1 protein-coding gene is annotated in these 15248 nt (G+C 34.9%); it reads right to left on the minus strand.

Annotated elements, in window-relative coordinates; genetic code table 11:
- Nucleotides 1–3: 3 nt before the first annotated feature.
- Nucleotides 4–15246, minus strand: coding sequence for a TreTu family toxin (locus EKH84_RS20480; protein ID WP_127067729.1), 15243 nt, complete (start codon nt 15244–15246; stop codon nt 4–6).
- Nucleotides 15247–15248: the final 2 nt, after the last annotated feature.

Raw genomic sequence — 15248 nt, forward strand, 5'->3', positions numbered from 1 at the left:
TTTTTATTTTTCTCCAACTACTTGAATATTAGTAGCAGGTGGTATTTCTGGTATAGGTAAGCCTTTTTTCACAGCTAGACGGGCTTCTATCGTATTAGGACCTAGTATTTTTGCCCATCCTTCATTTGTTTGTATTAGAGCAGATGTAGGAACATCAAACTCTACATAAATTTGCCCTACCTTTGCCTGCTTTCCAAATGCTTCTATAGATGCAGGATTAGCAACATGTGTTGTTCCACTATAACTTTCTTGAACCATTCCAGTCTTTACCATATTCTTATATTCTGCTTGCGACATCCATCTGCCTACTCTAGTAGTGTTACCCACTACCTGAGATACTGTAGTAGCACTGTTTACCAACGTTCCCGTATAGAATTGCCCCATGGTAATATATGGACTTTGTGTAAACACATTTTTTATTGTCCCACCTACTGCTCCAACTGATGTACTCCCTGTAACTCCTAGCATTGGCCCCATCAAGAAAAATGTAGCTGTGCTTATTCCTGCTCCGGACCACTGTTGCAACCATATATCCCAATTCATATTAGGATTTGTTATATTCCCTACACCTTGTGCACTTCTATAAGAAAAATTCATAACAGGTACTACTGAACAAGTAAAATCTGTCCCAACTGCAAGGCCACCCCAAATAGAACTCTCAACACCTCCCCAGAACTGATTCCATTCTAGTTCTCTATTAAGTCTCTTAATCTCCTTCTGCCTTTTAGCTTTTTCAGTTTGTATTTGCTGTAACTTTAAATCTGCCATTTGTTGATTAAGACATATTCTCATAGCTTCTTCTTGAGTCTTTGGTCTCAAGTTTGCTTGTCTTTCTAATGCCATACCTTCTTCCATAGTCACTGTTCCAAATGGATCGATATAACTGATAGGATTACCATTAGTATAAGCAAATCTATTTAGACTTATGGCATTATCTAAACTTCCTTGAATAACATCTTGGTTAATAAAACGTTTGATATCTGGATTATAATACCTTGCCCTCATGTAGTAGAGTCCGTTGTTGTCTGTTTCTACACCGTATCTACCGTTGTAGAGAAATGGTGTTCTAGTCTTGCCTGTTCTGCCGCATTGTTCGCCATATGGACCATAGGTAAAGGTATCTGTTACTGTTCCTTGTCCATTAGTAATAGCTACTGTACTTCCTCTGTTGTCGTAGTGGTAAGTCGCATATTCACCACCTTCTACGTGCATAATAAGGCCTGTAGCGTAGATGTATTGTCTAACTGTATTGCCTTTTTTCTCTACTAATACCCTGGAGAGTGCACTGCTTGTGGTGTCTACTACATAGGTTGTTTTTTCACCATTGGTGATTTGACCGATTCTGTTATTTTCTGCATCATATTGGTAAGTTGTTGTGCCGGCCTCTATAAGTCTATTTCTAGCATCGTACTTAAAGTCTACCATCTTACCATCTAGTGGCCCATAGGTCATGTTACCATCAGCGTCATATTTAACTTCTTGTCCGTTGTAGGTAAGAAGTCTATTGCCTTTGCCATAGGTCATGATGGTTTCACCGTTAGTAATAGTGAGGTTTTCATTCAAGCCTTTTTCTTCTTTTATTTTACCACCCGCATCATAGTCAAAGCTATAGTTACAGACCATTTCTCCTTTGGCATTTGTATCAATGATAGTTTTCACTTGACCTGCAGCATCATAAGTAGTGCTTCTAGTAGTACCGTTTGGTCTTGTGATTGTTTTGATTCTGCCATTATTATCGTAGTCATAGTGAGTGGTCCCACCTTTGAAGTCTATAGTATCTGCAAGCAAGCCTGAGCCATCATAGTTATAGGTAATACTTTGCCCATTAGGATATGTCATTTCCTTGAGATTGCCTGCAGCATCATAGTTATATTGGATCGTATTACCATTTGCATCTGTATAAGTTTTGACACGGTTTAGCTCGTCAAAGGTTCTAGTAATAGTGCCTGCTTTTGCCGAACTTACAGTTAGTAGATTGCCATTTTTGTCATAAGTGTAGCTAGTGCTATCTACTTGGTCTGTTAAACTCTTAATTCTACCTGCGGCGTCATAGTCATAGGTTGCTGTTTGGCCCCTTGCATTGGTCTTCGTTTTAAGTAAATTAAGATCGTTATAAGTATAAGAATACTTACCACCAAATGGTGTGGTTTCTGTTAACAAATTACCTATTACATCATAGTCATAGCTTTGAGTGTTGCCTTCTGGGTCTGTGATGGTCTTCACTTGTCCCTTTGGATTATAAGTAGCTGATGTAATAACTGGCTCTGTTCTGTTTTCTGTAGCTGGGTCTACTACCTGTTTTAAGTTACCTCTATTATCATATTGCCTTTCTTTGGTTTGATTAAGAGCATCTATAGAGGTTTGAAGGCGATTCATATTGTCATAGTGGTTCGTAGTAGTATTGCCTAATGCGTCTGTAACAGTTTCTAAGTTAGAAGCTGCGTCATAGGTCATCTTGCTAATAAGCTGACCATAGCCATCATAAACCTCTTTGGCATTGCCTCTAGCATCATAAAAAGTCTTCATTGTTCTACCTGCACCATCAGTAGTGGTTTCTATGTTACCCAGAGCATCATAGGTCATGGAAGTTGTATAACCTAACGAATTAGTAGTCGTTCTTAAACGATTTTCCTTGTCATAGGAGTAACTGGTTGTTTGCCCTAAAGGATTGGTTACGGCCTTAAGATTGCCCATTTTGTCAAACTTATAAGAGGTTACATACCCCCTTGCATCTGTACTAGTAAGCTTGGTACCCCACTTATCATAAGTTGCACTTGTGGTTTCCATACAGCCATTTATCAGCGTGGTGAGATTACCTAAATCATCATAGGTCTGTGTGGTCACATAGCGATCTGGTGCTATGATTTTAACCACTTGACCAAGTTCATCATACTCATAAGTAATGTTTGCACCTTTAGCATTCGTTTCTGTTTTCTTGCGGTTTAAACTGTCGTAGGTATAGGATGTGGTTCCTGACTGTGGGTGTGTTTCTGTTTCTAAATTGCCTGCGTTGTCATAGGTATAGCTACTTACGGCATTGTTACGATCTGTAGACGTTTCTATCTGCCCTGCTGCATTATAGGTGATTTGCTCTTTGCTACCATCAGCGTATTTTGTCCATTTCAGTCGCCCTTTAATGGTGTAATCATACTCTGTCACATTACCTTTAGGGTCGGTTTGCTTCACCATATTTCCTTCTGTATCATAGTCATAACTAATGGTGCCCTTCACATCTGTCTGTGTCTTTAATAAGCCTGTTTTATCATAGGTATAAGTTGTCGTATAGCCTTTGGCATCTGTCATGCTCTTTAGCTGACCTGCTGCATCATAAATATAAGTAGTCGTATTGCCTTCTCTATCTGTTACTGTTCTTGGGAAGCCATAGGTATCATAAGTCGTGGTAGTCTCATTGCGATTAAAATCAGAGACAGACTTTAACCTACCTTGCTCATAACTATTAATACTTACTACATCTAAGCCTTCATAGTAATCAAAGTTAGTCGTTTGTTCTAATAACCCTTGTGCATTATAGTCATACCGTGTAGTTGCACCTGTTGATAGTACGGCGGTTTTAGGTGTATTATTAGATTCATCATAGGTATAAGTAGTTACTTTGCCCTTTTGATTCGTATAAGTTAAAAGATTGCGATGTTCATCGTAAGTATAGGTTTGAGTATAGCCCATCGCATCTTTTATTTCTGTCACATCACCATAGTCATTATACTGATATCTAGTGGTATTACCTTCACCGTCAGTAGCACCTATTTTTCTATGATTGCTATCATAGGTAAAGTAATAGGTATTGCCTAGTTCATCTATTTCTTTTAATAACTGCCCATCCATATCTACTGTTTTATAAGTTTTGTTACCTACATCATCTGTGGTAACCATAGTAATATAGCTGGTATTTCCCTCTGTGTAGGTCTCATAGCTGTAGGTTTCTGTATAGCCTTTAGGAAAAGTTTGAGAAATAACCTTTCCTTTGGCATTATAGCCTAATTTGACAAAGCTATTGCCTTCTGCATTAATGGCTTCTTCTAAAAGTTTTTTCTTATTGTAATGATAGGTAGTTGCCTGGCCTAGCATATCTGTTACGCTTTCTAAAAGTCCTGATTGATTATAAGATAGCTTAACACTTCTACCATGATCGTCTGTTACTTTGCTTAGCTTCTGATTATCATAAGCCAAATGAATATTTTCTCCTGAAATAGGCTCTGTAATAGTTTCTAATAAATCCTGGTCGTTGTAAGCTAAGACTAAAGCTTGTCCCATCTTATTCACCAGCTTGGTCAGCTTACCTTTAGCATTATAATAGTGCACTTGCATATCAGAACGTTCTAGTCGATAACTGTCATCTGCTTCTACATAGAGCTTATCTTTATTCGTCTGCCAATCTCCTGCTACATAAACGCCATCTTCCCTGCGTTCATACAAGGTGAATTGTTGCGGCCTCCAAAAGACTCTAATTTGTGTATCTGATATCTTTTCAATATAAGAATCAAAGGTATGGCTCCATCCTCTACCAAGTATATTTCCTTTGGTTTGTGCTGTATTGTATTCTAGTCCTAGTGATAATGGAATGGCACTATTAACACTCATAATAGGCTGATCAAGTGCTTGGGCACCGGTTACTGCATCTATACCACCGCTATTATAAGCTTCTAAATAGCTAGCATCTCTTAGCCTACTACCACTTTGTTTGGTGGTACTAATTAGACCTGTCTTGATGTTTACACGCCCATTCATTCCTGTAATAAAAGCATTTCTCAACATATATTGTACATCGAAGCCCTCTTCATCCTTTTCAGGAAATAAAATCTTTGTGGTATAGGTCATATTTACGGATTGCCCTGGTTCTAATACCTTGACACTTACCTCTTGGCCTAATTTTAAGGTTGGAACCACCGTCATATTTTCTGTAGTAAAGTCAAAGCCTTCACTTCCATAGTCCACTACTATTTCTTCACCTACTTGCTTGTAGCTAGAAGGTTCCTTTGCCTTAATTTTGAGGTCATTAATATCTTTGTCTGACACGTTAGTTAATTCTACGTCAATGGTGTACTCTTCTCCCGGCATGGCAATTTCCGGTGCTTCTACATACATATAGAGAGCTGAATTACCATAGACCTTAAGTGGTGGTTTTGTAATAAACCTCATTTTATCTGGTATTTTTTTATTAGGATCTGTACCAAAGGTGTATACACCGGAGACATCTATACCTACTTCATATTCACCCTCTTTATCCCCTCTTACTAGCCAGCTAGTAGTTGTCTGCTGACCACCATTAATTTCTTCTACCTCATGATTGATGGTTTGAACCTCTGTAGTCGGTGCTAAACTAAGACCATTTGGAAGATCAATAGTCGCCATAATATCTTGGAAGCAAATATCTTGGTCGCTAGTATTTATTAATTCTAGTTCTATTTCAAAGAACTCTTTTAACATACTGATTTCAAACGGTATTTTTAGAATGTAAAGTGTAGGTGGTGTCGCCTGCTTAAAATCGTTACTTTTTCCACTGCCTTCAGTACTACCTACATAGTAGTAATACCCATTATTTTGTGTTTGATAATGAACTTGTGGCTTTTGATTAACAAAAATGCGTACTTGCTCAAATTCTAAATTAATGATTGCTTCATACACTTGACGATTATCTGGATCTTTAATATCAATACCTGCTTCTACTATTTCTTCTAAACTTAATGGTTTAACATTAACTTGTCCTTTAATAATATCTATCTTCTCAAGCGTTATTTCTTCTACCTGTACCTCACCATTCTTCACTTCTAATGTAGTACTGCCTCCTCCTGCTGTAGGAGAAAATACACTTACTTCATAAGTATCACTTGGTAAATTAGTAGTTAATACGCCATTAGCATTGGTATAAAATAAATTATCTTGTTCAGCTCTTAAATTAGAAGTAATATAAACACTCGCATCTGTTACGGCTTGTTTTGTTTTATTATCTACTATACTAAGTTCTATGCCTCCTAACTGGGTCGCCCTTACTACCTCTACTTCAATCTCTCGCTGCGCTTTATTGCCGGCATAGTCTGTCACTACTACTTTTACATTATGTATACCTAATGTATTAAAACTATAATTAACAATGGCACCCTTTCTAGTAATCTCATCATCAATAAGCCAAATCACTTCATTGATTCCGCAGTTATCCATAGATTTAGAGGCATCTAGAATATAATTTCTTCCAATAACACCTTGTGTAAAGTTAGCTAAGTGGATGGATGGTGCCTCATTATCAGTTCTTTCATCCTTTACTGCAAGCTGTACTTCCTCACTTCTATTACCATTAGTGTCTTCTGCATAAATCATATAAGTATAGCTTTTCTGCGGAATGGTTGCTTTATCTAAATAAGCGGTCTCCGTTGTTTCAGTTAAGTAATTAAAGTTTACCTTTTCTTTTTTAAATAAATAGTAACGTACACCCTCTTCTTCACTACTAAACTCTAGCGCAATACCCTTATCTGTACTTTGAGCCACTATATTAGGCTCCTTAGGTGGTGTTTTATCTACCTTTACTGTAAAGAGATGCTCCTCACTCTTATTACCTGCTTGATCCGTTGCAGTAATACGAATAGTATTATTACCTTCTTCAAAATCATCTTTTGAAAAGCCAGCTTCAATCCAGGCACTATTGACATCCTTTAGTTGATGTTCTTTAAATACTTTATAAGTCTGGCTAGTAGCTGTTTTAATTTCAATTAGTACATTAGCTAAATAAAAATCATCAATTGCGTGAATACGAAGCACATCACTATATAGGGGTGTTTCCACACCATTCCAAGAGGTTTCTATAGTTGGGACTTGCCTATCTTCTAGAACCTCTACCTTGGCTGTTTGTGCACTTGAACCGTTACCTGCCCAGTCTATGCTAAAAATACGATAGGTGTATTTCGCCTTAGCTTGAACAGTTGTATCAATAGCCTCTTTACTAAGACCATTCCCCTTATAAATGAGCTTGTATTCACTTTCATTTTCTGCCCTTCTTTCTACTTGCCAATAAGCTATGTCTGCTACATCATCCGGTAGTTCCCATGACAAGTTAACGTTATTTCCCTTAGCCTCTGCTGTAAATGCTTTAACAGATGGTGGAGCAGTTCGGTCTACGTTAACTAAAATGATTGGTAAACTCTTGCTATCAAGTATATTTCCTTTTTGGTCTTCCATGAGTGGTCTAAAATATAACTCGCCTTCTTTATAGCTTGAAAGATCTATTTCTATTGCATACGAATTAGCCCTACTTGGTATGGTATATTCTTTTATAGCTGCTACTTGCCACTCTTTTTGGTCATAAGACGCTTCTAAGGTAATCTTACTAATTCCTTGAGTACTTCTAGCACCTATATTAACTAGCACTTTGTCACTAAAATATCCTTGGTGTGGTCCAAAACTTGTAATACCTAGATTGTCACTGCCAACTTTAATCATTATTTTTTCTGTACTTGTTATCATCTTTCCTTGCAAATCATATTTATGAATTTGCACCTCATAGATATCACCTATTACTAGGTCATTTAAAGTGTATTTATTTAGTGAACCTGCTATTTTCTCAGAATAGGTAAAATCCTCTGTTGTTAAATTTTTATATGCCATACAGTAATGCCCTATGTGATTGGTTCCATAGGTTGTCCATTCTAATGTCACCTTACTACCTTCAAACTGCATATCTGTAATGGCAAAATAACTCTGATCCACTTCATAAATGTAAATAGCATCTGTTGTATTGCCGGCTTTGTCCCATACCTGATATCTTACCTTAAAACTTCCTACATCAATCGGTATTTGATAACTTACAAGGAGTTCATTACTATTTGTATTTTCTCCCATTAATGTCCATTGCTTTTGCCTTTCATTCCAATAAGACATCTGCAATCTAGCTACCTTATGATTATCTGTAGCAACTACTTTAAAGTCAGTCTTACCCGTTACTGTTGTATTTTTTTCGGGTGTTATATTTGTTATCTCTGGATTGATTAAATCTACTGTATTATTTTCTACTGTATACACAAAATCTTGTTGTAGGGTAGCACCATTGTCTCCTTTTGTAATCATGCGAATTTTTAATGTTTCATATCCAAACGGTACATTTAAAAGATACGCATAATGCTTACTAAATGCCTTATCTCCTTCTTTTACTTCATAAGCATAACTAATAGGGAGCCACTGCTTTAGATCCACATTATAATAAGCTAAATCAAAATAGGACGCACCTGCATTACTATTAATAATGAATTCTGTACTTGCATCAATAACACTTCCACCTCTAGGTAACATACTGCTTGCATAGAAATTAGTAATTAACGGTTCACTTTGGTTACCACCTGTGTAGTAAGTATAAATCTTATAGGTATAGTTAGTACTTGTATCTAAATCATCATATAAAATTGTAAAGTTCTTCTGCAGCTCATCTTCCTTAATGCGCTTATTAGCCTCATATACTTCTATCTTACAATGCGATACACTTTCTGGCTTAGGTACTTTCCATGATACTTGAATACCAGCCTCACTTTTTATAACACTTGCTGCATAAGCACCTTTTTGCACTTGTACTTTTCGTTCTTCTATAAACTTATTGCCATCTATATCCGTAAATACAAACTTTAAGGTATGTTCTCCTACTGCTGTACTTGATAAATACCATGTATTATCAAAAGTAATCTGCTTTTGTGTTGTTGTGCTAGGTGATGAAGTAGAAAAGAGAGAGTTTTCTTGCCCATTAAATACATCATATACCCTTAACTCTTTGAAACTATAGTAGTTATTATCATATTTAACAGTAATTTTGTGAGTATTATTAGTTATTACCGGCTCATGGTCAACTGTACTTTCTAGAATTTTAGGTTCAGAAGGTGTTACCTCTACTCCCTCTGTTTTTTCACTTTCTTGATCCCCTACTACAGCTGTCACTTGATAAGTGTAGGTCTCACCTGATTGGACAGTGGTGTCGTTATAATTTCGCTCTGTAGTTTCTTCTAATAACTCACCATTTCTATAAATACGATAGGATTCTTCTTCTCTAATAGGTTGTAATTCATTCCATTTAAGTACTACTTTCTTACCTGTCTGATAGCTAATTTGAAATCCTTGTGGTGTATCACCTGATTGCTGTTCCACAATTTCTAGCTTTTGATAACAGTTAGTAGGATTAAAAGTATAATTGTCTACTGCCTTGTCAATAACTAATGTCCCTACTTTATTGTAATAGCTATAACTAACCCCTTTAGTATCTATAGTTTGCCTATTATCACCAATGAGTAATAATTTATGGTTTATATCACTATCTATACGATACGGTGCAAATTTACAGTCTTTAAGTACAACTAACTTACCTTTTCGCAAATACACGTATGCTCTGTTATTATTAACCTCCATATTTCCTTTAATATAAAAGTAACCATCCGCATTTTCCATATTTAGATAGGTCGTACTATATGAAGCTTGCAGTTGCCATGCCTCATCCCCCCACTTACTATGATGAATATATTTGTAATCTCCATCAACCTTTAATGTGCCACTACCTATATTAAGATTCCCATAAATTTGTGTTAAATTCCCCTTAATAATTACCGTATGACCATTTAAATCAAGGTTTGTGCCAACAAGATACACATCTCCCTCTATCACTAAATCCTCTGCTAAAGTACTATTAGTTAGCCATAATCTTTTTCCTGGTTGTTCAAAATGGATGGTACCATACTCATCCTTTAATTCCTTAATACAATTAAAACTATTAAATATTACTCCTTCTGAACTTGTATTTTGGTTTGTAACCTGAGTGAAGTAATTTCTATTATCATTCAGAATAACTTGTTGCTTTTTATTCCCTTTAAAAAGTATAGATGCACCAATCTGAATGCTCTTATCTCCTTGTTGCACCAAGTCCCCTTCTATTATAATTTGTCCATATCCAATATATATATCATTTATTGGAAGTAACTTCAAATTGCCATGGCAAATAAGCTGATTTGCTGCACTAGAAAAAGATAGCCAAGCTAGCTCACAATCTTTTCCTACTTCTACTGTTCCAGTTCGTATATCTACTCCGCTATTCTTTGTATTTAAATTTTCAGCTATATATAAATTTCCACTATAGACTGTAATAGAGCCATACTCTACTAACAAATCACCTGCTACATTAACTTTTGCATTATTAGAGAGCGATAAATTTCCTTTGATACGTACATCTCCAGTAAAATTGTAATTCGAAGCTAAAATAACATTCCCAAGACTATATCCCTTATTAGGGTGTTTATTATACTCATCAAGTACTCTAAATACTATATTTTCTGGATTAGTAATGTGTATATTTTCGCTTAGCTTTAAGCTATCTATATATAATAAGCCAGCTATCTTCGTGGCACTATTAACTTGCAGCTCCTTGACATAGCTATTGTTATTTTGCTCTAGGCAAGTTAAATTACCTTTCTCAATGACTAACTGGCCAATACTATATGACCCTAGTTCTACATCATTGCCTATTACTACCTTCCCTTCTCCTGTAATACTATTAATCTTAGCACATCCATATAGTTCAACTAGGCTCTCTTTATCTATAGTTATTCGATAATTTTCAACTAAATTTCTAAAAATAGCATTTCCTTGGTTTCTAATATATATATAATCTCCCTTAACGATATTATCGAACTCTACTGTTACCCCATCTATATAAGTATCTGAAACCATTCTAACAACCTTATCGGTCTTAATATCTTGTTTAAAGGTATGTCCATATAAAGGTACTTCTTTATCCCAAGTAGGGTCCGATAATATTTGATAAGCTGCCTCATCTTTAAAATAAACATTCCCTGTGTAGTTAACATTATGATGCACAAATCGATTGGTAACTATTATCTCAGTATAAAATTTTATGTTTTTCTCAGCAGCTGCAGTGACTTCTAAATTTGGTAATTCAGTTCTATAGTAAAGATTTATTTCTTGATAAGTATTTCCAGCTAGAACTATATATGCCTCATTAGTAAATTTCCCAAGACTATTACTTGAATAATTGCTATATTTACATATAACATTACTATGCAAAATCAACTTACCTGATGACATAATGACATGTGTCATATTGTATGTCCAAACTAGATCACCAATAATCTCTATCTGTTCACTTTCTTGGTTGGCAACAATTTTTCCTGTACTATCAGTATAATTCTCTCCATTTACCACAGCAAAATAATAATTCTTCTCTGCTTTAATTTGCCCCCCATTTAAAGTTAATGTTCCTGCTTCATGGTAAATATGCCCTTTAACTGTAAGCTGATAGCCTCTAAGGTCCACATCCCCTTTTATATAGAGATTCTGGGTTACGATTAAATCTGAGGTAAGTTGGTTATTGGCTAAGGTTAAATCACCTTCCCATACTCCCTCTAGATTACCTACATTCCCCTCAGAAATAATATTTTGCACGGGGGTAATTTTATCTAAATCTGCTTTGGCTATTGGTTTTTGGAATACTACAGGATTAACCAATCTTACAGTTGTATTATCTGGTATAGATATAGAAGCTATTGCATTACCATCACTAGCTGTAGATGCAAACATAATGACTTGTTGCTTATTTCCATTCATAATTAAAGTATGCGTCTGGCTAGCAAAAAAACCAGTTCTTGTATTGCTAATTAGATTACCTGCTAAATAAAACTTTCCACTCGTTAGGGTGGACGCCGTCGTATTAGTACTCTGTGTATTAAAATCACCTAGTACCCTTACCTCATCCTGCTCATTTAGCATATTAAACCTACCTGTACCGGTAATTTCACAGTTCCCTCTAACTTCAAGCTTACCATTGCTAATCGTTAAGCTTCCTGATTGTATATACAGATCCCCCTCAACTATTAACTGCTGTCCATTTAAGTCAACATCATTTTTAATATAAAGGTCTTTCTTGAAAATTACATCTGATCCTACCTTTATACTATTAGTAATAGTGTAATCTTCCACATATTCTTCTTCAAATATTGTTGCACCTGCTACTTTTAAGTTAGTTCTATTCTTAATTCTTTTAAGCGTTGTCTTGTCTTTTAGTGCATCTACATATATCTCATTTATTAATGTGACACTACTATCATCAGTAATCACTAATGTTCCAATGTTATTATAAGGTACATATGGGTAGTAAAATCTTATACTTTGCTCACTACTTCCATTAAATATAGTTTCATGGGTACCTGCAGCCTTATACCCATAACTGACTAATACTTCTAGATTGCCTCCTATATATACTTTTCCTTTTGTCATTACACTGTTATACTGACCACTTCCTGCTAAATAGTTTCCTTTAATCTCTATGATATCTTCATCATTTTGCATATAAAAAGTTGCGCTATTACTTGTTTGTAAATTACCATGTACTGTTAACTTTCCTTTATTAATATTAAGATATCCCTTATGGTAAAAATCTCCTTCTACTATTAAATTATAACCATTTAAGTCTAATGTTCCTGTCAATGTTAAATCCTTCTTTATCACTAAATCATGGGTAAGTTTAACTGTAGAATTAGGTAGATTTATAGTACAGGATTTATCTACAGGCTCTGTAATATGAATACTGGTTAAATACAGATAAGAAAGGTTTTGCATCCCTTCTAATACTTCTACATTTATGATCTCACCTATAGTAGTTCCTCTTTCAAGCTTTATTATGGCATTATCCATGGTCCCTAGTTTTCCAATCCCTTGATAATAACGATAATAGAGATCGATTATATGTATGCCCTCTCCATAGAAAATCGTCCTGTGCTCCCCTGTAGCCTTATATCCATAGTTATTACCCGTCTTTAGATTTCCTTTGATTTTTACCATTCCAGCGGTAAATTGATAGTCACTGCTTATAGAATACCCCCCAGTATTAACTATATAATTTCCCTGCACTTCTATTGAATCTTCAACATTTTTCATGTAGATTAAACCATTTGTTTTAAAGTCTTTACCTACTATTAGATTTCCTTTATTTATTTTCAAGGTCCCAGATGTATGATACACATTTCCCAAAACTGTAAGTGTATGTCCATTCAAATCTAAGTTAGACTTAATATATAAATCCTTATCTACTACCATATCCTTATGTAAAACAAGCGGTGTTCTAATGGTTAAATCTTCATCTACTAATCCAGTGTTAGGAATACCATTTACCAATAAAAATTCTAATGGACTGATTCGTTTTAATAATTGGTCATTAGGCTCGTTACCTAGATTCATATAATCTTTTAATACTAATGTTGACTCTTCTCCAACGGCTATCTGATTAATTCGATAATTATTATTAAATTTTGCATATCCTTTTATATCAATGCATTGCTCCCCTATACCGTTAAAAATAGTAATATGTTGTCCTTGAGAGCAATATGGTATATAAGCATCAGAAGTTAGATTCCCACCTATATAGAGTTTACCTTTAGTTAATGGTGATGAAGAATAATTATAATATCCTGTAACCAAAAGATCTTTCTTGATAATGACTTCATCAGCCTCACTGTTCATAATTAGACTATTACTACTCATTTTTAAGTTTTCTTCTACAGAAAACTTACCTCCATCAACTACTATTGTATTATTATTAATAATATAAACACTTCCACTAACTTCAAGCTTATGTCCATTTAGGTCAACATTAGCTTGTATATATAGATTTCCATTAATAGCTAAATCTTGATATAGGTACAACGATGTAGTCACCGTCGCATCTTGTTCTATTTTTCCACTAATAGGTACTCCGTTTATAAGTAGAAATTGTGGCTGCTCTATCCTTTTCAACATTTCATCATCAAAATTATTGTCTAAATTTATATAGTCTTTTAATATTAATGTTGTTCCTTCCTCAATAGCAAGCTCATTAATTGAATAACTTACTCCTAACACTTGATTGCCTTTTATATCAACATATTGTTCTCGTTCTCCATTAAAAATGGTAATATGCTTATACCCAGAATAATATGCTTTAGGTGTATTAGCTGTTAGATCCCCACCTATGTATAACTTTCCATTTGTAAGTAATGGATAATAATACCCAGATATGGTAGATGTTAAATTTCCTTTGATAACAACTTCATCTGCATCATCACTCATACTTAAGATGGAATTGCTGATAATCATATTTCTTAGTACCTCTAGTCTTCCTCCACCTAAATTAATCTGAGATGAATTCTCACAATAAACGTCTTCTTGTACTTGTACACTTCCCCCCAATATCCTTAGTGTAGCGTAATTATCACAATACAAACTACCCTTTACAACCAGTTTATACCCATTTAACTCTATATAACCATTAATATACAAATTCCCTTTAATTGTAATATCACCATTTAGATTACTATAGTTATTTAGTACTACATCGCCTTCTATCTCATTTACAAGTGGCATCCCTTGAATTAACACCTTTTCTACTGGAGAGATTTTACTAAGTGTTTCGTCATTAGGTTTTTGCTCTAAATTAATATAATTCTTTACAATAATGCTACTTTCCTCTACTATTTCAATACTATTAATGCTAGAATCATTGTTAAACAACTCCAGCCCTTCAATATCTATGTACTGATTACCTATCCCATTGAATATAGTTCTATGATTACCTTCCGAATAGTAACCTTGAGCTGAATTCGAACTTAAATTTCCCTTAATATAAATACATCCATCAGTTAATTCTAGCGATTGCATTCCATAACTAGCTACACTAGTTTCCATTTGACTAACAGGATTAATCCTCCGAGCTACATTAGACTTAAAGTCTCCCTCTATATGGATCTCATCATTCGCATTGTTCATAATTAGTGTACTATCTTGTATTTCTATATTTTGCTTTACATAGAGCTGTCCCCCGTTCATTTCAAGAATAGAGTCCTCTTGGCAGTATAGATTTCCATTAATGGTCATTTTATATCCATTTAAATCTACTTGCCCATATAGATATGTGTTGCCATCAATTATCATATCTTCCTCTAATGTTATTACATCATCTATACTATAACCATCTTCTATTTGGTTATACAGTGCTGTCACATTAAGCATACTTGATGTAGTTACTTCCATACTATTATCTGCTATAACTTCTAGCATTGATGATGTGGTCTTTGGGTCTACATTATTACTTATTTTCATGCTCGTATTGACCACTGCATTAATCACATCACCTAATGCACCTCTAAGTTCTTCCCCATATATTGTCTCAATTAATATAGCCCCCACTAATAAAAAGCATAAATATTTCTTTCTACTCCTCATAT

This window comes from Cellulosilyticum sp. WCF-2, from assembly GCF_003990395.1.
GTDB lineage: Bacteria > Bacillota > Clostridia > Lachnospirales > Cellulosilyticaceae > Cellulosilyticum > Cellulosilyticum lentocellum.